Genomic DNA, 20,988 nt, shown 5'->3' on the forward strand with positions numbered 1-20,988 from the left:
CTCGTATTAGTCTGGTTTTTAGCATCATTTCATCAATTTATAGCTAACTCAAAGCCCGAGACATCCGCTGAACCTGAGATCACCACTTCACGGATAGGTTCGCCTAAGCTGATCCGTTCGATACAGCGTTCAGCCAATTGCGGCATCAGGTTTCGATTGATTATTTGCTCAATGGCACGACCACCAATGGTCGGTTCATTTCCTTTGGCAACCACATAATCCACAAAGGCTTGATCATAATTTAATGTTGCCCCATAGGTTTCTTGTAGTTTTTGCGCAACACGTTTTAGCGATATCCCCGTGATCTCAGCTAACTCCGCAGTATTTAAAGGATAATATGGGATGATATTACAACGACCTAAAAAGGCTGGCTTGAAAAAGCTTTGTAGCGCAGGTCGTACGTTATCCACCAACTCCACTAAATCAGGGCGAGATTCACTGACATTACAAAAATCGACAATTTCACTGTCAGCAGCGTTAGAAGTCATGATGATCAAGGTATTTTTAAAATCGATATTACGACCTTCACTATCTTGAATACAGCCCTTATCAAAAATTTGATAGAAAATGTCATGGACGCTTGGGTGCGCTTTTTCCATTTCGTCGAGTAACAGTACACAGTAAGGATTACGACGAATCGCTTCGGTTAGCACACCGCCCTTACCATAACCAACGTAACCTGCAGGCGATCCAAGTAACATAGATACCTTATGCGCTTCTTTAAACTCGGTCATATTGATGACCGTCATATCTTGCTCGCCACCAAAAAGCTGATCCGCAAGTGCAAGCGCGGTTTCTGACTTACCCACACCACTTGGACCACACATTAAAAATACGCCAACTGGCTTACGTTTATCAGTCAGACCGGCACGCGAAACCCGAATACTCTTAGACAACTCATGTAGCGCATGTTTTTGGCCAATAATACGCTGATGTAAAGCGGTTTCTAATGTCAGTAGTTTCGCCACTTCATCTTTAACTAAATTACCAATTGGGATGCCAGTCCAAGCGCCTATTACCTCCGCAATAGTTTGCTCATCGACAATGGCATGAACCATAGGCTGCTCGCCTTGTAACGACTTGAGTTCAGCCAATTTCGCCGTAAAATCTCCCGCTTGCTCACCCGCTTGGATTTGTGCCAGTTCAGATACAAGCGCTTTTTCTTTTTCCCATTGCGTATTCAACGTAACCAATTGCGCTTCTAGTTCAGTCTTTTTCTGTTCTTTTGCGGCTATGGCTGCTGCTTGGTTCGCCAACATGTCGTTTTCTTTTGTCAGCGCTACCAGCTCTTTCTCCAAATAGCGAATACCCTGCTCTGTTGCCTCGATACTTGCAGGTTTTGCGTTTTGCGTTAAGGCAATACGAGCACACGATGTGTCTAGCACACTGATGGCTTTATCTGGGAGCTTTCGACTAGGTAAATAACGAATAGACAGATCAACGGCTGCCTGTAGCGCCGCCTCTGTGATAAACACATTGTGGTGACTCTTTAGCGACTCTGCGACACCACGCAGCATTTGCAACGCATCTTCTGCGTTCGGCTCATCGACTTTGACCACTTGGAAACGGCGTGTCAGTGCAGGGTCTTTTTCAAAGTATTTTTTATACTCTTCCCAAGTCGTTGCCGCGATGGTTCTAAACTCGCCTCGCGCTAGTGCTGGTTTTAACAAATTAGCGGCATCGTTTTGCCCTTCCGCACCACCTGCGCCAATCAAAGTATGTGCCTCATCAATAAAGACAATAATGGGCACTTCTGAAGTTTTGACTTCGTTAATTACGTCTTTTAAGCGGTTTTCGAATTCCCCTTTAACGCTCGCACCCGCTTGCAGTAAACCAAGATCCAGTGAATGAATTTGCACGCCAGACAAAACCGGAGGTACTTCATCCGCTGCAATTTTTTGCGCTAACCCCTCCACCACGGCGGTTTTACCCACTCCAGGTTCACCAACAAAAATAGGGTTGTTTTGTCGTTTTCTACATAAAATATCAATGGCTTGCCTAACTTCGTCTGCACGCCCAGAAACAATATCTAGCTCACCTGCCTGAGCAGCCTGAGTGAGATTGATGGTATATTTGTCTAACGCCCCCGTAACCACACTCTGCGGTGCACTTGCTGCGCCCTTTGCTGGCATTTTCGCCGTAATAGACAGCGTTTTTATATGTTCTTTTAAGCTCTCAACAGAGACATTTTTAAGTGCAGTAAACTCTTTTTGCTTAAACGACAATGGATCAGGCTGCAAGATGCAAAGTAACAGATGTAGCCCCGCAACAGCACTGTGAGAAAACTCAACCGACGCAACCAACCACGCAGACTTCACTAAGTCTATCAACTCAGGGCTGATGGTAGGCTGTCCTGAATGACTCGGTGCCAACTGACCTAGTTTATGCTCTAGTTCTTGCACAAACTGTGCAATATTAACCTGTTGCGACTCAAGAAACTGTTGCAACTTAGGATCACGTCCTTTCAGTAACGAAATGAACCAATGCTCAATTTCAATGGCGCCAGCTTGGCTGTTCATGGCATCTGCAGCGGCATACTCCAGCGCATTTTTTAAATTACTGTCTAAATAAGAAATTAGTTTTGAAATAGATACTTGAGACATATTTATCCCTAACTCTACAGAGCCCTTACCGTTCGTTTCTGGTCGTCATTGCGCCTTGCTAAGTTGGCGTTTACCCCAAGCACAATGCCCTTATAATTATTAGTGAGTACCAAAGTAGAAGGTACTGTTCCGATGTATTCGGCTTCAACTTCCACCGCCACCTCGTGATTGACGTAGTGGCAACAAAGTGACTTGATGGCACTTAACAACGCCACCTGTTCTGCTTCCTGTTTCTCTAGTTTTGAAAAAACCATGGCATCATCAAAGCTAACTGTTACCCTTAAGGTTCTACCTAACTGGGCAAATTGTTTTCCCAGTACAGCCCCTCTACCAAGTTGACAAGCGCTTAGACGACTTCGTGCGGCAGGGGGAATTTCCTTCACCTCGATATCACTCATCGCTAGCCGAATTGGATGGGGGAAATAATGCTTAAGCAAGCGCTGAAGATTACTCAAAGAGTAATGCTCAGCCCTCGTAATCAAAGTCGCTGGGATCATCGATAGTGTTTCGTAATTTTCGGTTAGCGAGCTGAAGTAACTTTGCAATAACTGACGCTGTTGCTGCTCTGTTGTCGTGGCCTCGGCACGAAACACCTTAGATGCAAATGCTTTGAGTTCTAAAGATTGATGAACAAAGGTATTGTCGAAAATGGCTAAAAACCGGAGGTACGCACGATTATTACGTAAGTAAGCCTCTTTCAGCCAGTCTAGGATGAAATGAGGTAACCCGCCGCGCTCACCAAATAACGTTGCTTCATTGCTATCGACCACAAAGTGCTGATCAGCCAGTTCTTGGTAGTCGATTTTTCGCTTACCATACGTGTCTGAAAACAAGTGCTGTTTAAAGCTGATTTTTTTTGCCCCAGCGACTCTCAGTAAGCGCGTAAAATGAAGTACCGACGATACTTTGCTAAATAAGCGTTTCGTTAACTGCATACGCGCGCTCCTAGCTGTGCTTCAAAGCGCTTTGCTGGCCAGTTATAACTGGTGTATTTCACTGTTAGCTGACTGCAGCGATCAAATGGTGTTTGCGCCGCTAAAAAGTCATTGAGTAATTCAGCAAACAACGAAAAATCCGCGTTTAGCTCTGAGTTATCGAGCGTCAATGTCAGCGACATCCCCGGTACAAAGATCATGCGATTTTCAACCAAAAACGGGGCATTCATTTTTTTTGCCGTGACATCATAAATTGAATTGAGTTCTTGATGTGTGGCATTGGCATTAACAAATAATTTTAAGAAACCAATCAAGGTAGCCTTCGCATCTTGTGCCTGCAACAGCTGAGATAAATTAAAGGACATCAGCTTGAGCAAGCTCCAGTAATTTTTCTCGTCCGTCACCATGCTACTAGGTTGAATCGTCACACCACCGACTTCAAACTCCCCAGCTAGCGCTTCTTCTGTGTTCACAACGATTTGATTACCAACATGAATTTTGTTAGCTAACTGCGCATCGTAACAGCTGATCTCAGCAAATGCGGTAAACCCGTTGGGGTAAGCCTTGGTCGCCTTATTGATTGGCAACACTAAGTGCTTCACTTCATCTAAAGAAGCGGCCTTATCTGCTGATTCAATATGGCCTAATTTATTGCTCTGTGACCAATATAGTTGCGACTGAAAATCAACAGTTTGCGTGCCGACCACTGGTGGGATTTCCTTTTGACCAGCCGAAGTTACGACGTAAACTTTATCGATTGAATAAATCTGAATATGACGCTGACTGGCGTCTGCAATAACGGGATAAGATAGCTCTTGATAGTTGACTCTCACCGGTTCCGAAGATTGATGAAATAAGTTACTAAAGAGTGTCTTATTGATTTTGACCGAGAGGTTTTTCTCTTCAAGTAACACTGCGCCTAGCTCATTTAAATAAAAGTCGATGTAAACACTTTTGCCATGCGCGACGTTTATCTTATGAGGGTTTTTCAAGATAAAAAACTGTCGTTTAGCAGGGATTGAGAAATACTCTTTGAGCTTAAAATAAACCGGAATTTCATTGCTTTTGATTGGTGAGATAAGAAAATCATCATCCGCGAGCAAAGGGTGAAAATTGTGTTCACCGATATCGTAGGCAAACTCGTCATCCGCCACACAAATAGCGACTTTCTTCACCGCTTGGTTAATAATGTCGGCAACATTTCGGCCTATCGACTCATTACTAAAATGCAGCTGAATTGGTTGCGTCAGCGCCTGCTGAACATCAACATCACCACTTAGCGGTGATAGCTCGACGCGCAGACAATAAGGCGCCTCTTTGCTATCAAAATTTTCAGGGATAGCATGTTGAAACGGCGTTTGCTCCAACTTAAAACGAGAAACAGTCATCGGCGTAAAGGTGACGGGCAAAGAATTACACAACTTCACGGTTGTGTTGTCATCACCTTTATTAATAACATCAAGCTCAACCTCTACCTGTTTGTCTAAAAACACAGGCTTATTAAAGTCATCCGCATTAGGTTGAAAATGCGCTTGCACCACCATAGGCAGTGATTTGAATAAATTTGGGGAGACAATATCAGCAAACTCTTCCACATGACGTGTGCGCAGAGCATCTATTTCCATGGCATTTTTCGCTGCCACCCATGCAAAACTGTCAATGAGACGGGTTACGTTCGGATCTTCTTGCCCCTTATCATTGAGGTTAATATGCTCAGCTTCTCTACGGAAACGCTTGCGGAACCCCTCAAGGCCATAACGAATGCTCGCTAATTCATCTTCAAAGTGCTTTAACATGCGGCTAATCATATTGGCTCTCGTTCTCTATCAACACAGTGAGACGGGTTAAGTCGATGTCCGTATCAAACTGTAATAACTCTTCTTTCCCCTCAAACGACAACATCGCTGAAATCTCAAAGCGCATCGTATTCGCGATGTGCTTCTCCTCATCTTGAGCTAAATAATTGACCTCAACGCTGTGTAACCTTGGCTCAAATTGGCTAATTTTATTTTTTATTCGCATCGCTATCTGCTCACCACTATTGAGCCGACTAAATAGCGCGATATCTTCGAGGCCAAAACAAATACTGGATTGGTTAACCAGATCGCTCTCACTGTCGTGTAAAAATGCCGCTTCAGTTTTTAAAATAAGGCCAATGTTGTGATGAATAGACTGCACCACTTCGTTACCTTGGTCGACCGATACGTCTTCTCTATCCATGTAAAACGCACTAAAAAAACTCATCGCTCTACCGCCGTAGATAAACTCACTGTACTCGCCACTCTGTCGAATTGATATTGCGGCACAAGGTCAACATGACAGCCATACCGTTTAAATTCGCCGGACTCTTCAACAACACTGACTTTCGCAGATTTGAGTGGCATTTTCGCTAACGTCATTTCATCAGAAACAATTGAGTTCGAGCAGTATTGTTCAAGCCAATGGGTAAGTCGATTTTCGCAATCATGCGCTTCCATCGAAGAGCCAATCATCTCCCTAAGTTGTACTTTGAGATAATGTGCAATTCGGCTGACCATCAACGTAGTTTGGATCAGGTAGCGATTTTCGGTTTCATTTTCCACTTTGATTGAGCTATTCGATTGAAAAAAGTATCGTTCATTTAATGGGTTATGAAATATAGGGATCAAACCAAGCTGAGAAATAAAGGCGGCATTACTCGCTGAAATACGAGTTTTAAAAACCACTGGCAGGTCATCTTTCTTTGCGCCATAGTAGCTAATAGCACTGCCACCAGAACCGTCTAGCTTGCGAGATTTCAAAAAGCCAAACCAGCGCACGCGATTGAACTCAATCATCACGTTTTTCAAAAAGGTTGTGGCTGTGTTTCCCCAACGAAAATTGTCATCGGCTTCTTCGTCGAACACAAACCCTGCAGGATGAAAACGGTAAATGCGACGATAACCTATTTTATTGAAAACCAAGCCAATAAAGTGACTATTGTCTTTAGCCCGCAAGCGATGCCAGCTCTCAAAATCGTGCGCTGCCAGCACTCGTTTGATCTTCGCAGTATCACATAAAAAAGACTCTCCTATCGCCCCGAGGAAAGCTTCATCAGCATCCAAGACGATAGGACAGAGGCTTTTCTCTCCCAACTCAGCAAGTAACTCTAACGTGTAAATATCGTCAAATTCATTGGCATAATCGATATCAAGGCTAATGTTGTGATCTATCACAACTAACCCATAAGGTTCTCCCCCCATAGTATTGAACTCTCGATTCGCAATGAGGTTGTATAATTTAGCCTGTTTGACTGATGGAGAAATATTGAGATCTTGGGAAATTTCTGACCAAGCAATATTTAAGATTTTTACTCGGACGGTTTTATAGTTGACCGGTAAATTAACTAATTCATGTAACGCCCGCCAGCGCGCCTCTAATGCCGTAAATTTGCGATGGGCCATAACCAAAGACAACTGTTCACTGATCAAACGGTCAATATCAGCAATTAGGTGCTTTACCAGCGCAACATTGTTTGAATGGTGTTCAGTCCTAGACATGAGGAGTAATATTCCAGCGATCAATCGGTTAATACGCAGAAGTGAAACGAGGTATCGCATACCTCGCTCCACTTAGTGTTTTTAACGCTTGAATTAGGCGTTGTAAACTTAGCCCGGTAAGCTTGCGACCATACGCACAGAAGTTGTTAGTTCTTCCATTTGTAGCCAAGGACGCAAATGCGCAATTGCCGAGTAAGCACCTGGACGACCAGGCTGCTCAATCACTGAGATTTGTGCTTCAGCAAGTGGGGTTTTTGCACGCTCTGCATTGCCCATCGCACCTGAGTTTGTGTACATTGCGATCCACTCACTCATTTCCTTCTGGATATCAGCCGCTTCCATATTAGAGCCAATATTGTCGCGACCCATTACTTTGAGATAATGTGCAATGCGACTACTCGCCATGATATATGGTAAACGTGCTGAGATTGCGGCATTCGCTGTCGCATCCGGATCGGTATACTCTTTAGGTTTTTGCGTTGTTTGTCCGCCTAAGAACACGGCATAATCGGTGTTCTTATAGTGAACTAACGGAAGGAAACCTAAATCACTCAGTTCTTTCTCGCGCTCATCCGTTAAGTTAACTTCAGTCGGACACTGCTGCGTGATATCACCGGAATCAGTCAAATAAGTCAGGTTAGGCAAAGCTTCTACTTTACCGCCATTGTCCATACCACGGATCGCAGTACACCAACCGTATGCTTCAAAAGCTTGGTTCATTTTCAGCGCCATTTCATACGCAGCATTAGACCAAACAATCTCGTCATTGCTCGCTGGTTTTGGATTACCTGCGGTATCTGTCGCTAGCTCTTCAAATTCGAATGATTTGATTTTTTTGCCTTTACCACCGTACGGTAAACGCGCCATCGTGCGAGGCATAGTTAATGCCACATAACGTGCGTCATCGCTTTCTCTAAATGAGTTCCAAGACGCATAGCTTGGCGAGTCAAATGCCGGTGCGATTGGCTTTCCTTCACTAAATGTTGAGAAGCTACTTAATTCGAACATTTCAGGCGCTGCTGCTGCGATAAATGGCGCGTGACTAGCTGCAGCCACTTCACCCATGTAACGCAAAAGCGCAACGTCTTCATCTTTTTGAGAAAACTCGTAATCACCTAAAATTAGGCCGTAAGGCTCACCGCCTGCTGTGCCATATTCATGCTGATATAGCGTATTGAATAACGGGCTACGGTCGACCGCTGGTGCATCTTCAAATTGCTCAAGTAACTCATCTTTTTTGATATTGAGTAACTTAACCTTTTGTGAAGTGCCAAGCGCACTGTTACGGACCAACTTTTGCAGACCTAACCATGAACCTTCTAACTCTTGAAAGCTATCTTGTTGCATAATTGCTGAAAGCTGTTGGGACATTTTCTTATCAATTTCTGCCACCGCATTCGCGATGGTATCTGTTAAGTTTTTATCCCAAGTCACCGTGCCTGACATCGCTTCTTTGGTTAAAGAAGTAAGTAACTCTTTGGTTCTGTCTGGCGCAGTTTGACTTGTCGCGCTGATTGCACGGTCTAAAAACGAACCGCTTTCACCAGCTGCACCACCATCTTGCTGTAATTCTTCAGACATTATTCCTCTCCTTTAACGCCAAGTTCATCAGACAACGCGCTCAAAGAATCCGCGCTTTGTAGAATGTCTTTTAGTAACTTTTCAAAGTCACGAGAGCGATCCGCTTTGCTCAACAATTCATTCAGTTGATTACGCGTTTCAAGCAGCTTTTTCAAAGGTTCAATGCGTTGAACCAACGCATCAGGCTCAAAGTCTTTCATTGAGTCAAAATCTAAATTAACTTCAAACTGACTGTCATCAGCTTCAATCACATTGTCGACTTTTAGGGTCAATGAAGGTTGGATACGGCCCAGTACGTCATCAAAGTTGTCTTGATCTACTTGAATAAATTCACGATCTTCAACTTCTTTTGGGTCTTCTCTGTCTCCAGAGAAATTACCGAGTACCGCTGATACAAACGGCAGCTCTTTTTTCTCAGTTGCGCCATTAGTTTCAACATCGTAGGTAATACTTACGCGGTTTTTACTAACGCGCTTATGTTGCGAATTAAGTGCCATAGTGATTTACCTTACTTAAGATCTGCAGCAGAAGTAAGCTGGTTAGTCGTTGCATCGTATTTAACAGATGCTGCTTTCTCTAGCTTACCGCCCTCATCCTCAACGAAGAAGATTTGCTCAATTTTAGTATAAGTAAGCGAGAATGACTCAGATGGCTGACCACCGTCACTACCAGAGATGCTAAAGTTCGCCATACGTGCTTCTTCTAGAGAAATAACGTAGTAAGGTACAATTCCTTTACCGTCACGAGATGGCTTAGTCATTACTAGCTCAACGGTTTTACCGTCTGCACCTGGCTGGAATAAATAGGTAAGTAGGTAAGGTGTTGCACCGTCATAGCTCTTTGAGATGCTGATCTCGCCAAGTGCTACCATACCGTTATCTTGGTTGTTTGCATTACCAATATCTACAGAAACGCCACGCATAGCGCCCCAAGATAGGCTATCTACCGCAAACCAACCTTTTTTGCTGTTTAAATCGGCAACTGTTGCAGCCCCTTTGATGCTGTCATTGCCGTCGATTCTCATGAAAATTGACGCCATTTGTATTCTCCATAGCTATGTTATTTTTCCCTACAAAGTGTAGGCATAAATTTAATCTTTATTAATTACCAGAGTGGCCCTGACGAGGAACTATCTTTGGTTACAGGCTTAACTTCTGGTACTGGCTCTGCGTCTGTTTGAATCGGTTGCACTACTTCAGGCACCACCGTTTCTACAACCGCGGGATTCGGACTAGATACTGCTACACTCTCTTCCGACAACAACTCACCTAAGTCATTGTCAACGCCTGTTAACTTGCTTATCTCAGCAAGCGCAGGTGAATCTTTTGCAATCAATTCTCCCATTAAATCGGAGAATGACATATTGCCCCAACGTATGGCTCTGGCGAGTAAATAGGGAATGGGGCTATGCGGCTCCGTCTTCTTAAAGAAAACCGCAATTTTATTTAAGTCTTCCAGCGCATGCTCACGGGTATACGCAGCTTTAGCAATCACAGGCTGGGTGATAGTCGCTTCTGCGACAGCTGCACTTACCGTGGCTTGTGGTTGTGGCGCGGGCTCTTTTCTTGCTTCAACAACCACTGGACTCTCTTCCTTTTGTACTAAAACTTCAGTCGCTTCTTGTTGTTTTACAACATCAGGAAAGAAGTGTTGGTACATCAGCTTAATTTGCTTTATCGCATCGCGAACAAAACGAAAACCAAGCAATGCAAGCCCCTGCTTGTTGCGGTATCCGTTGACGAATAAATCAACCTCTTTAAGCTTGTTTTCGATCTCACTCAAGATATCAAAACGCGAGACCAGCTCTGCTTTTCTGGATTGTAAAACTGCGGCGAATTCGGTTTTTTTGACTTCGAGACTGCCGTCTTTCTGAGCCGAAACATAATCACTGTAAGTGTAGTCATCAATAAACGGATAGCGCATTAGTGGCACATTTAACAGCCCTGAACTTGGGCTATCGCCGGTCAGCTGTTCAAGCGGTTTGGTTTGATTTTCACAGTGTTTTTGCGCAGCTTCAGCGTCATCGAGCTTAGCTACTTTTTTTTCAGGTAGTTTAGGATGAATTGACTCACCGAGTTGTTTTAGTGCAAACAAAAAGTCGTCTAACCCTGCATTAAATAGGGATAGATCTTCTTTTTTGTACGCTAACGAGGATAACCACCACACAAAGACTTCAATATCTCTTGAGTCATTTTTTAGCGTTTCGCCAGTTGCTTGTTGTAGTTGATACCAATCCTCGGCATTTTGGCGTTGAAGTTCTTGGTCTTGTGCTGAAGATGGCGTTTCTAGCAACTTGCGTAGGCTAGATTGCGCAATATTGAGTAAATTACGTAGTTCCCGAAACTTTGTTCGCTCTTCTTTAAGAAATACACCGGCATCAAGCTCAGTACTCGGAGAAAAAAGTAACATAGGCGACCAATTACAACCTTAATACTCGTTTATAATTTATTCTTCATTCCATTGTGGAGCAGAATGATCCAAAGTCAAGATATTAATATCTTGTAAAATAAGAACCGTGATTGTCCTTGATTCAGGCCAAATATTGACATCAATATTTAAAGTTATTAACGCAAATGTAATCAGCCTTAAATGATTCAAAAATAGCAAGCAACTGTGGATGAAAAATGAATTTAAGCGGTGTTTTTTCATTTTTCGAACAAAAATAAACCAACCAAATTAAACACTTTAATTATGTTTTTTTAACTTTGATTCAACTTTTACATTCAACTATAGTTGCGCTAATTGAGGTCATATCTAGAGGTTTACATGAAAGAGAATTTCATCAGGGATGGTATTAGGGGCAACTTAGTTGTCAAAGACTTTGTGCCTGCCACAAAAATCGGCAAGTTTGATCTCAAAGTAGAACCACACAAAAAGAAAATCACCGTGATTGTCAAAATCTTTTATCGATTTATCGACAACACCGAAGATCAACTCTCGTGGTCAATGAATGAAAAAAATGAGTTTAAACGCAACGCAAGACGCGTAATTTTAGAAAAGTGGAAGAACAATTATAAGATCCGCTGTACCAAGCAGAACTGGGAAGAATTTGTGATGGACATTAACTTTGTCATTGCAGAAGTGAACAACCCAGCGTACTGTCGTTATGTTGTAGAAGTTAAAAAGCTTGCGCGGTATAAGTCTAGCGGCGGCATCAATCATGGCGTGGTTCCACATGTCTGCGACGTCAACAATTTTGCCAATGAAATTGACATCACCAAAAACCAAGAGCGGATCTTCAATTACAAAGAGGGTTTGCTGCGCTCAGGATTGAGGGGGTTGCTACCTGCGGGCGATGGCGACTATATTACCTTCTCATCAGATCAACATTTACTCACTACTGGCATAAAAACCTATCTCGACCGCTTTCTTGCGATAGTTAGATTGAGACGCACACCTGACGTTGTGGGTATTAAAGCTTATATTATTGGTCTCAAAGGTCAAAATGACAGCACCTTTACGTACAATTTAGAATCACGCCGAGCAAATTCAATTGCCAACTATATTAATCAACGCATTGTCGGCGACAACTTTGCTATTGTGGCCAACACGTCTCAGCAATGGGCGAAAGACGCAGTCACCTTTTTAAAAACTCGTACTCGTAACCACACAGTTTCAGGCCAAGATGGGGGTGTACTTATCGTTATTCGCACACCCCATAATGTTGATCGCACCGTACCGCATAAATACATTGTGATGACGCATGAATTTGGGCATATGCTTGGGCTACCTGACGAGTACTTTGGTGTGCATAGTAACTCCACCATGGCAAAGCTAAGGCTAGATAATGTTTGGCCAAGCACAATACGCTCACAAAGTGTAGCAACAGGGAACAAACGCCTCAGAGAGATGCAAGACGGCTTTACACAAATGGCCACCCAAGCCAATGTGTCTTTACCTAACTTGATTTTAAAGACCACCATCGTCAAACGGCCAGAGGCTAAACAAGCTTATCAAGAAATACAAGATAAAAATGACCAAATCTCTCGACGTAAGCAACAGCTAAAAGATACTTTTGGTCAAACTAGTTGGGCCTATAAGAAGTATAAAGACTCACACCCCAGACTTTATGCGCCCCCGAGCACAGAAGCGATTTCTAACAGCATCATGCACAGTGGCAGCGATATTCAAAAAGTGCATTTTGTGACGATTTGGTCGGCACTGTGCAAAGCAACTGAAACACACCTTGATGTCACTGAGTGGGAGATTGTCCCTGCAGAATAAGGAAATATCAATCCTGAAGTTTGAGCAAGAAAGAGCTAAGCAACTAGAACATATGCTAATGCTAATTAGAATATAGGGCTTATTGGCTGTTGCTAGTTAGATGTTGTGTTTTGCTCACGGCAATTGAATTGCAGCTGAGTACCTAAAGCAATGGAAGGTGCGCACACTTTCCATTGCGAAATAGCAAAGCTTAGAAGCTTAGCATTTTTTTAACATGACAAACTTGAGGTAATACATTTTTTTGCACCTCAAATTGTACTCTGTCGCCTTCAGAGATTGTCGCTGCGATGTTCGTTACTCTTTCAAGAATAGTAGGATCGCTGTAGCTTACAGTGCCATTCATTACGCAGCGGAACTTACGTCCATTAGAGTCTTGAGCATTTACAGTTAAATGGTTTTCGCTCACATTCATAGAGAAAGTGCCTGCTTGGCTGTGGTTTAATACAACTTCAGCAGTTTGAATGACCACGCTGCCATAATCTACTTCTGTGATTTTTACTTCAGCAGCAGAAGCCGACCCTGCAGATACACCTAGCGCTAAAACGGTTGCACCAAAAACTTTGTTCAATACTTTCATTGTATATTATTCCTTTATACATTTATTAAGTTCATTTATTAGAAAAGCCCTTGAAATTTAAGGCATTGCAAACCTAACACATAACAAATTTAAATAAAACAAAACAAGTTTAAATATTTTCTAACACAGCACGTAGTTAGTTTAAGATTCAATTTGAACAACATACGCAGACAGCATTACCGCATTAATAGCCCGGGCCACAGTATTCCCCGTTGCCGATATAATCGAAACTCTAGAAGAAAACGGCTACCACAGATATGTTGCTGAGCTTAGTGCTTATAATAAATAATCAATTAAACCGCAGGGTTAGAAATATCTTAGTTAGAAGAGTTCAGTTTATCTGCCCTTAGAAGCTCTTGAAATAACCACTCTGAATACGGAGCACCTTTGAACAAGTCATAGGAAATAGAGCTCCTCTTTAAAAAGAAACCTTTATTATAGGTGATTGGCTCCCTATTATGGTCAGTACCATTCACCTCTTCTTCCTCATCTAAGCAAATTATAAAGTCTATGCTCGAGTATTCTTTTTTAGAGTTATCTGACTCAAAGGTTTGATACGTTTTATCAAATTTATATCCACATCTAGCAAGAACAGTGCTCGTTTTACCGGCGATCTTATAGCAAAATATACCGCATACTAGATTTGCATTATGCCTTTTGAGCTCCTTTGATTTACGTTCGAAGTCTCGAATTTCTGTTAACTTTGCATTGGTTTTAACTTCAATGATTGCTGCACATTCTGTGCTACAAATTCGAACTTGATTCCCTATATTTGGGTTCACAGTGTCTTCTCGTCTTAGAATAATATCGTGTTGCCCATATTCAATATTCTGGTAGAAGACCTCTCCTTTGTGCAATCGGTCACCAACGCGATCTAACCTGCCTTTCACTTGATCGCGAAGGAATTCCTCGCGAGCATCGCCTAATACCCCTTTATGCTTAAATTTTTCAACTGCTGTTGACTGAAGGCGTAAGAGCTCATCAATATACTCGTATAAATAAGACACTACTTAAATCCTACCCACGTTAAGCACTCTGGTTTGCTGTAACCACTGCATTCGCATTGACAGCTCGGATCACACCAAACAGCTCGACCACAGTACCTTCATCGAAGAAACCATAGGCGCTTTCGCCGTGCTTATCAGTAAATGGTGACTCGAATAGCTGCGACATATCTAAGATGCCATTATTAACGAGGTAGTCGATCACTTGGTCGACAAATTGAATTTGCTCCGCGTTATAAGCCTCTTCATCAAGGAAGCTACTGAATGCTTCTTTAGCTGCATTCATATCTAAGCCGACAAGCTCGCGAATAAACGTGCCTAGAGGCTTATCTTGTAGGATTTTTTCGCGATAGGTTTCCACATCACTCATACCACTCGCTTCCAATAACAGGCCTTCTAAAACGTCTAAGTCCGCTTGTGTAATGGCTTTATTTCGCTTTAACTTTTGGATGGTTAATTGGTCTTGGTGATCTTGAATATAGAGCTCAATTTTCTTGCGATATTGGGCTAAATCAATGCTCGGGTTCTTGTACACATTAGTCACGTCATGAACACCTTGAACATCGTCTTCAAAGTTGGTGTACACCATCTCTTTTTTATCTTTGTCCAACGCAAACATAAGACTTCGTAACTTACGTCGTAGCACTTCCAGTGTAGCTAATTGGATATCTTGCCAAAACTCTTGGGTCTGGATATCTTGGATAAGTTGTAGCTGAGCCTGTACTGCTGGAATGGTTGATTTGGCTTCTAACTGCTCTGCAAACTCGATGACACGCCCACGGTTCGCTTCCGAGATCATGCCTTTCTCTAGCAGGTCCAATTGCATGGTCAAAACTAAATTATCAAAGCGATGTGATAGGTGATTAAGCTGCTCATCAGAGTTAAATGCCTCTGCTTCCGTTGGTAGTTGTGAAATCTGACTCTCTAGCTCAGTAAACTTAGCATCATCAATGTTATTCCAATGCTCACGCTCTAAAAACGGCTCAATCGCTCGGCGCTTCGGTCTTACAATAAAGTTATCAAGATTCATCCCACTGACAATATGGTGCAACATATCCAGTTGGTAACGATTTAGCTCAGAATAACGCTCGTAGTCTTCTGGATTTTGCTCTCGGAACGCTTCATTATTCAACTTGCTGTTAAGTAATGTGCTAAGTAGAACGCGTTTCTCGAATACCTGTTGAGTCACAGATTTCGCTACACCCACCGCAATACCTCCAGGGTTAGCATCGAAATACTCAAAGTTTTGGCAGTAGTCAAAGACCTTAAATGTTTTCTTATCGTCATTCGGACCAAAGAGGTCTTTACACAAACGTGTACCACGCCCAATCATCTGGGTGAATTTCACTTTTGAGCGAACGACTTTGAAGAATACAAGGTTCACGACTTCCGGTACATCAATACCGGTATCGAGCATATCTACGGAGATTGCAATACGACATGTAGGGTTCTTGGGGTCGAATTCGTCAATCTTGTTCTCGTCTCCGCTGAATTCATCAATGAGGCTTTGTGCATAAGTCTCTTTCCATGTGATCACTCGCGCCAATTTCCCCGCCCACTTGGGATAGTTCTTATTGAATATTTTCTCAAGAAAAATTGCATGATCATTGTTAGCGGCAAAGATGATGGTTTTACCAATTACATCTCCACCTTCGACATGGATACCGCCACGTTCATCTTTACTCATCAACTGAGCAAACATCTTCTCGGCTGTATCTTCGTTGAATAAGAACTTATTCACCTCAGATGGTAACACTTCATCTCGGCCTTCTAGCTCAGCTTTGCCCTCCCACTCTTCTTGCTCTTCAGGTGATAAATCTTTGTACTTAACGCCCTCACGCAGGAACTTGGTCGCCACAGAAATCTTAGTTGGTGGCACAAGGTAACCTTGGTCATACGCTTTATCGTCTTCATAGGCGTAAGTTGGCATCCCCTTTTGCAGGTCAAAAATGCCATAAGTATCTTTTTCAACTTCATCTTTTGGTGTGGCGGTTAACCCTACCAAGAAGCCATCAAAATACTCGAAAATTTGCCGATATTTCGAGTAGACAGAACGGTGTGCCTCATCGACAACAATCAAATCAAAATGACCGACACCAAATGGTCGCTCATTTGCGCCACGATCCAGTAGATTCTTCATGGTCGGGTATGTCGAGAAGTACAAGCGACTGTCGACACTGTTTTTACTCTGACCAGAATCCAGAATAGAACAACTAACGCGGGGTAGTAGCTTAACGAAGTTCTTCTTGGCTTGAGTGAGCAGCGCATTACGGTCAGCAAGAAACAGGATGTTCTTAACCCAGTCGTTTTTCACCAACAAATCGACAAGGCTTATCACAGTACGGGTTTTACCTGTCCCCGTCGCCATCACGAATAACCCTTTGCGCTCATGTTCTAGTTCAAAGTCCTGTAATAGTTTAGTGATGGCTGATTTTTGATAGTGACGGTTGGTGATCTCGTTGTTAATAACAAGATTGCTGTTAGGCATGCCATTTTCAAAGAATGGTTTACGATCAGTACGACGCTTCACCATAAGCTCAAGTTCAGCTTTGGTGTAAAAGCCTTGAACTTGGCGTGGCGGGTAAAAATGGTCATCCCACAGATGAGTCTCATAACCATTGGTGTAGAAAATAACTGGACGTACACCACACTGTTTTTCTAAGCAATCAGCGTAAAGCTTCGCTTGCTGTTGCCCGTCTTCGGCTCGACGATGCGTGCGCTTTGCCTCAACAACCGCGAGCGCCGTACCGTCATCTCCCCATAGAACGTAGTCAACAAACCCATTCCCATTAGGGTTAACTTGCGAAATTGGCATGCCTGATACAGGGTATTCACGGTCTCGCTGATGCGCTAATTCCCAACCGGCCTCAGAAAGCAGCACATCAATAAGATAAGTACGTGTTTCTACTTCGTTATAGTCGTGCGTATCCGTGACCTTTTCGGCACTTTGCTTAGCTTGTTCAATCTGCTCAAGTAAGGCTTGGTTTGCGGCTTTGAGCGCTTCGTTTTCTTTTAGCTGCTTGAGGTAAGTGTCACGCTCTACTTTGTCTTCTTGCTCTAGCCGCTTCTCTAACTCTTGAACCCGCTTGATGCTGCTTAGCGCTTTGGTCGCTACAGCCGCATCAATTGAGACTCGCTGTGGGATAAGCGCTTCATCAAATGGTTGGACGACAAATTGCCTACGATTCAAATCTCCGTTTGCAAAAGCGGGTGTATAGGTGCGAATAAACCAATAGAGCACATGGTGCAGCTCTTTCACAGCTTGCAACGCATCACGCTGTGGCAGTGTGGTTTTACTGTGTACAGCCTCGTTACCAACCTTAATCACCAGCTTAAGCTTAGGAAAGAGGTTGGTGGTGAGGTTTTGCTTAAAGCCCTTATCATGAATCAGCGACATTAAGGTCGCATCGTGGCGAGGGCGAGTTAACCAGTTATCAATGTCAAATACGGTTTCAACCATTAACTCCAGTGCGTTACGGGCATAGAAACCAGCAATACGCGGATCGGTTTTGATATTGCTTTCCGCATTTTGGGCACGAGTTTGAATCTCGGCACAACGTGTGGTGTATATATCGCTGCCACCGTTAAGGGCAACGTCCATAAACGCAAAATTGCTCTTTTGAGAAAAGCTGCCTTTAGAGCTAGATGAAGAGTTAGCCGTATCTGACATTGAATTTCCTTTTTACATCATATTGTTATTATTCGTTATAGGTTTAGCTCGCCTTTAAAGGCTTTTTGCATAAGGGCTTTAAAATTAGACTCATGCAAGGCTTCTTCCGCTTTTTGATTCGCCAACAATTCTCTAATAACTTGAATTGCCTTGATATACTCTTCTTGCTTTTCAAGGCTTGGTACGATGATCCTAATGTTCAACAAATCGGCCATATCGATTCGTTTTGTACCATGTGCAGCCGTAGAGACAATACCTAGCAAATGAGCGTGCATACTTGATAATGCCGCTAGTAAAAATTCACTGGTGATAGATTCAGACTTAACCATTAATGCTTTTATATCTTGATTGATAGCAAGTTTTTTTCGAGTAATTGCCAACGGAACCGTATGTGCCAGAATCATTCCTCTAACGACAATAAGTATTGAATTTAAGGGGATACTTTTTAAATTAGTTTCAGTAAAAGTAATCTCATTAACATGATCAATGGCGTCATATAATTCTGGTACTTTCATATCCTTCGGAGAAACCCAAGGTACATCTCCGACCCAAAAACTATCATTTGATTTAGATGGCGTAGCTCCACTCAGTACTGAAACAAGATCTTTGAGTTTCGTAACTTCAAAACTCTTCGGATTAGTCACCGGATCACCAAACATATCAACAAACACTGACTGAGCGAGGCTGTTTAGCTCTTGCTCCATTTGCTGGCAGTCTTTACGCAGTTGGTCGGCTTGTTCTAGCACTGCTGCGATTTGCTTTTGGGTTTCTAGTGGCCAATCTGGGACATCTATATCTAAGAGTTTTTTAACCGACAGGTGTTTTACAGTAACAAAAGGAGTGTCATCCCAAATCTTTTTTAGCTTTAGAGGTAGTAAGTAGTAGATAAACTTCTTACATACTTTCGTTGGGTCTACTTCTATTTTGCATACGCGCTGGTTTAACAGAGCTTTTCCACCGCGCCAATATGCAGTATTAAAGTCACCATCCATGCCAACCAAAATATCACCATTTTCAAGAATGTACTTTTCGTCAAACTCACCGGAGTAGTAAGTGTTTGAGGTGCCTCTAACAACATCCCTTATTCTTACTACTGGTATTCCTTTCTCTCCAAACAATTCTGATTTAAAAGCAAACCCCGAGAGTACATTACATAAAGTCGCTAATTTAACGGTTTTCACAGCAACTTCTCCAACTCAGCTACCCCCTTCGCCATCTTATCCTGCAACGTTTTTATTCGCTTCAAGATGTCTTGCGGCGCATCGTATTGCACTTCTTCGTAAACCACTTCTTTGTAGCGATTGATGCTTAGATCAAAGTCGTTATTGGTAATGTCCTCTACCGGAACCATAAAGCTCTGCTCAGTCTTCTTGCGCTTATGTTCTGGGCTGTCACTGTTTGGGGTGCAGTCTTCGTTGGTTAGCGATTTAAAGCGTGCAATGATATCGGCAATATTACTTTGCTCGTGGGTTGGCTGTTCGCCATCCTTGAACAGCTGTGAGCGCTTGTCATCCAATGAGTAACCATCTGCCTGCATATCGTAGAACCAAACGTTATCGGTACCACCACTGTTGGTTTTAGTGAAGATAAGAATGGCGGTACTTACCCCTGCGTAGGGTTTGAACACACCAGAAGGAAGTGAAATGACCGCTTCCAATTTTTGGTCCTGCACGATTTTTTGACGAATGGTTTTGTGCGCCTTGGTTGAACCAAATAACACGCCATCTGGAATGATAACTGCGGCACGGCCACCAACTTTCAACATACGAAGGATTAAGGCTAAGAATAATAACTCTGATTTTTCAGTCGGCTTTTTCTGTTTAACCTCAACTTGGATCTCGTTACCGTTTTCGTCAGTTTCAGTTTTGAATTTCGGTGCCGTTTTCTTAACAATTGGGTTTTTACCTAATGCACGAAGTAAGTCTGGTGCAACAATATCGAAATCAACTGAGCCTTTAAACGGTGGGTTGGCAAGGATAAGGTTGTAGGCTTCAGAGATATTCTCGTCACCTTGGTCTTGTAAGCTATCGCGGTAGTGAACACTTGGGTTTTCAATCCCATGCAGCAGCATGTTCATCGCACCAATGCGTAGCATGTGTTTATCGAAGTCGAAGCCAGTAAACATTTCGTTGTTAAAGTGCTTACGGTTATCAGGTTTGTTCAATTCTTTCGCGTGATGCTCTTCAACGTATTCAACCGCCGCCATTAAGAAACCACATGTCCCTGATGATGGGTCACAAATGGTGTCGCCCACTTTTGGCTGCATCAGCTCGACCATCATTTGGATGATATTGCGCGGAGTACGGAACTGACCATTTACGCCTGATTGTTGCAACTTGCTTAACAGATACTCGTACAGATCGCCTTTGGTGTCTTTGTCGTTCATGTCGATAGCACTTAGTAGCTGTACGACCTGATCTAATAGCTTAGCCGATGGGATCATGAAAATCGCATCTTTCATGTGTTCAGCAAAGCTACCTTCATTTTGTAGCGCCTTGATTTTAGGGAACACGCGATCACGGACGATTTCCATCATGACGTCTGGATCTTTGTCTTTGAAACTACTCCAGCGAAGGGCTTGTTCTTCAGGCGAAAAGGTTGGGTTGTTCATCGGTAGACCCGTTGCCTGGCTGCGCCGCTCTGCGGTCTTTTGCAGCTCATCTAAACGACGAATAAACAGCAGGTAGGAGATCTGCTCAATCACTGAGATTGGGTTCGCGACACCGCCTGTCCAAAACATTTCCCAAACTTGGTCGATCTGATTACGAATTTTGCCTGTTAACATCATGATTCTCTTTGGTAAACCTGTAGCCAAGTAGTTGGCTTATATTGACTTTATCTTACTGTATCATTAATGCTTAGACACTCAATTTTTT

At 42.9% G+C, this 20,988-nt stretch carries 15 protein-coding genes; 1 reads left to right on the forward strand and 14 read right to left on the reverse strand.

What is annotated here, in order from left to right:
• Nucleotides 1-32: 32 nt before the first annotated feature.
• The 9 genes from tssH to MHN30_RS14510 form a co-directional block, all read right to left on the reverse strand.
• A complete protein-coding gene (gene tssH / locus MHN30_RS14470) occupies nucleotides 33-2,603 on the reverse strand; it encodes a type VI secretion system ATPase TssH (RefSeq protein ID WP_239360113.1) in 2,571 nt (856 codons plus the stop codon).
• A 14-nt stretch (nucleotides 2,604-2,617) separates the two neighbouring features.
• Nucleotides 2,618-3,538 carry a type VI secretion system baseplate subunit TssG gene (locus tag MHN30_RS14475; protein ID WP_130165184.1) on the reverse strand — a complete coding sequence of 307 codons (921 nt, stop codon included), beginning with the start codon at nucleotides 3,536-3,538 and terminating at the stop codon, nucleotides 2,618-2,620.
• Entirely contained in the window at nucleotides 3,529-5,346 is a 1,818-nt protein-coding gene (locus MHN30_RS14480; RefSeq protein WP_045989246.1) for a type VI secretion system baseplate subunit TssF, read from the reverse strand. The genes MHN30_RS14475 and MHN30_RS14480 overlap by 10 nt, the downstream gene beginning before the upstream one ends.
• Nucleotides 5,339-5,782, reverse strand: a complete 444-nt coding sequence (gene tssE, locus MHN30_RS14485; protein WP_045989245.1) for a type VI secretion system baseplate subunit TssE — start codon at nucleotides 5,780-5,782, stop codon at nucleotides 5,339-5,341. The genes MHN30_RS14480 and tssE overlap by 8 nt, the downstream gene beginning before the upstream one ends.
• Nucleotides 5,779-7,056, reverse strand: coding sequence for a type VI secretion system contractile sheath large subunit (locus MHN30_RS14490; RefSeq protein WP_130165185.1), 1,278 nt, complete (start codon nucleotides 7,054-7,056; stop codon nucleotides 5,779-5,781). Before MHN30_RS14490 ends, tssE begins: the two co-directional genes overlap by 4 nt.
• A gap of 108 nt (nucleotides 7,057-7,164) precedes the next feature.
• Nucleotides 7,165-8,637 (reverse strand): type VI secretion system contractile sheath large subunit, encoded by a 1,473-nt coding sequence (gene tssC, locus MHN30_RS14495; protein ID WP_045989243.1) that lies wholly within the window; start codon nucleotides 8,635-8,637, stop codon nucleotides 7,165-7,167.
• A complete protein-coding gene (gene tssB, locus MHN30_RS14500) occupies nucleotides 8,637-9,134 on the reverse strand; it encodes a type VI secretion system contractile sheath small subunit (protein ID WP_045989242.1) in 498 nt (165 codons plus the stop codon). Before tssB ends, tssC begins: the two co-directional genes overlap by 1 nt.
• Before the next feature lie 11 nt (nucleotides 9,135-9,145).
• Nucleotides 9,146-9,676, reverse strand: a complete 531-nt coding sequence (locus MHN30_RS14505) for a type VI secretion system tube protein Hcp (protein WP_045989241.1) — start codon at nucleotides 9,674-9,676, stop codon at nucleotides 9,146-9,148.
• 65 nt (nucleotides 9,677-9,741) lie between these two features.
• Complete coding sequence (locus tag MHN30_RS14510) at nucleotides 9,742-11,046, reverse strand: type VI secretion system ImpA family N-terminal domain-containing protein (RefSeq protein ID WP_239360115.1); 1,305 nt, start codon at nucleotides 11,044-11,046, stop codon at nucleotides 9,742-9,744.
• 357 nt (nucleotides 11,047-11,403) lie between these two features.
• On the opposite strand from MHN30_RS14510, the gene MHN30_RS14515 reads away from it, so the two are divergent.
• Nucleotides 11,404-12,861, forward strand: a complete 1,458-nt coding sequence (locus tag MHN30_RS14515; protein WP_239360117.1) for a hypothetical protein — start codon at nucleotides 11,404-11,406, stop codon at nucleotides 12,859-12,861.
• Between the two features lie 190 nt (nucleotides 12,862-13,051).
• Here MHN30_RS14515 and MHN30_RS14520 read toward each other — a convergent pair whose 3' ends face one another.
• The 5 genes from MHN30_RS14520 to MHN30_RS14540 all read right to left on the reverse strand — a co-directional run bounded on the left by MHN30_RS14520 (nucleotide 13,052) and on the right by MHN30_RS14540 (nucleotide 20,897).
• The gene (locus tag MHN30_RS14520) at nucleotides 13,052-13,438 is read right to left on the reverse strand and encodes a hypothetical protein (RefSeq protein WP_130165188.1); all 387 of its coding nucleotides are present in this window, start codon (nucleotides 13,436-13,438) and stop codon (nucleotides 13,052-13,054) included.
• 317 nt (nucleotides 13,439-13,755) lie between these two features.
• A complete protein-coding gene (locus MHN30_RS14525; protein ID WP_130165189.1) occupies nucleotides 13,756-14,445 on the reverse strand; it encodes a DUF6602 domain-containing protein in 690 nt (229 codons plus the stop codon).
• A gap of 19 nt (nucleotides 14,446-14,464) precedes the next feature.
• Nucleotides 14,465-18,112 carry a DEAD/DEAH box helicase family protein gene (locus tag MHN30_RS14530; protein ID WP_130165190.1) on the reverse strand — a complete coding sequence of 1,216 codons (3,648 nt, stop codon included), beginning with the start codon at nucleotides 18,110-18,112 and terminating at the stop codon, nucleotides 14,465-14,467.
• 35 nt (nucleotides 18,113-18,147) lie between these two features.
• Nucleotides 18,148-19,293 carry a restriction endonuclease subunit S gene (locus MHN30_RS23915; RefSeq protein WP_130165191.1) on the reverse strand — a complete coding sequence of 382 codons (1,146 nt, stop codon included), beginning with the start codon at nucleotides 19,291-19,293 and terminating at the stop codon, nucleotides 18,148-18,150.
• Nucleotides 19,290-20,897 (reverse strand): class I SAM-dependent DNA methyltransferase, encoded by a 1,608-nt coding sequence (locus tag MHN30_RS14540; protein WP_130165266.1) that lies wholly within the window; start codon nucleotides 20,895-20,897, stop codon nucleotides 19,290-19,292. Before MHN30_RS14540 ends, MHN30_RS23915 begins: the two co-directional genes overlap by 4 nt.
• Nucleotides 20,898-20,988 lie beyond the last annotated feature (91 nt).

Origin of the sequence: Pseudoalteromonas sp. OF7H-1 (assembly GCF_022347825.1) — a bacterium.
GTDB lineage: Bacteria > Pseudomonadota > Gammaproteobacteria > Enterobacterales > Alteromonadaceae > Pseudoalteromonas > Pseudoalteromonas maricaloris.

What these genes read in the sequence shown, in the direction of transcription:
- tssH (WP_239360113.1), bottom strand. Translation starts at nt 2,603, where the DNA reads ATGTCTCAAGTATCTATTTCAAAACTAATTTCTTATTTAGACAGTAAT.
- MHN30_RS14475 (WP_130165184.1), bottom strand. Translation starts at nt 3,538, where the DNA reads ATGCAGTTAACGAAACGCTTATTTAGCAAAGTATCGTCGGTACTTCAT.
- MHN30_RS14480 (WP_045989246.1), bottom strand. Translation starts at nt 5,346, where the DNA reads ATGATTAGCCGCATGTTAAAGCACTTTGAAGATGAATTAGCGAGCATT.
- tssE (WP_045989245.1), bottom strand. Translation starts at nt 5,782, where the DNA reads ATGAGTTTTTTTAGTGCGTTTTACATGGATAGAGAAGACGTATCGGTC.
- MHN30_RS14490 (WP_130165185.1), bottom strand. Translation starts at nt 7,056, where the DNA reads ATGTCTAGGACTGAACACCATTCAAACAATGTTGCGCTGGTAAAGCAC.
- tssC (WP_045989243.1), bottom strand. Translation starts at nt 8,637, where the DNA reads ATGTCTGAAGAATTACAGCAAGATGGTGGTGCAGCTGGTGAAAGCGGT.
- tssB (WP_045989242.1), bottom strand. Translation starts at nt 9,134, where the DNA reads ATGGCACTTAATTCGCAACATAAGCGCGTTAGTAAAAACCGCGTAAGT.
- MHN30_RS14505 (WP_045989241.1), bottom strand. Translation starts at nt 9,676, where the DNA reads ATGGCGTCAATTTTCATGAGAATCGACGGCAATGACAGCATCAAAGGG.
- MHN30_RS14510 (WP_239360115.1), bottom strand. Translation starts at nt 11,046, where the DNA reads ATGTTACTTTTTTCTCCGAGTACTGAGCTTGATGCCGGTGTATTTCTT.
- MHN30_RS14515 (WP_239360117.1), top strand. Translation starts at nt 11,404, where the DNA reads ATGAAAGAGAATTTCATCAGGGATGGTATTAGGGGCAACTTAGTTGTC.
- MHN30_RS14520 (WP_130165188.1), bottom strand. Translation starts at nt 13,438, where the DNA reads ATGAAAGTATTGAACAAAGTTTTTGGTGCAACCGTTTTAGCGCTAGGT.
- MHN30_RS14530 (WP_130165190.1), bottom strand. Translation starts at nt 18,112, where the DNA reads ATGTCAGATACGGCTAACTCTTCATCTAGCTCTAAAGGCAGCTTTTCT.
- MHN30_RS14540 (WP_130165266.1), bottom strand. Translation starts at nt 20,897, where the DNA reads ATGTTAACAGGCAAAATTCGTAATCAGATCGACCAAGTTTGGGAAATG.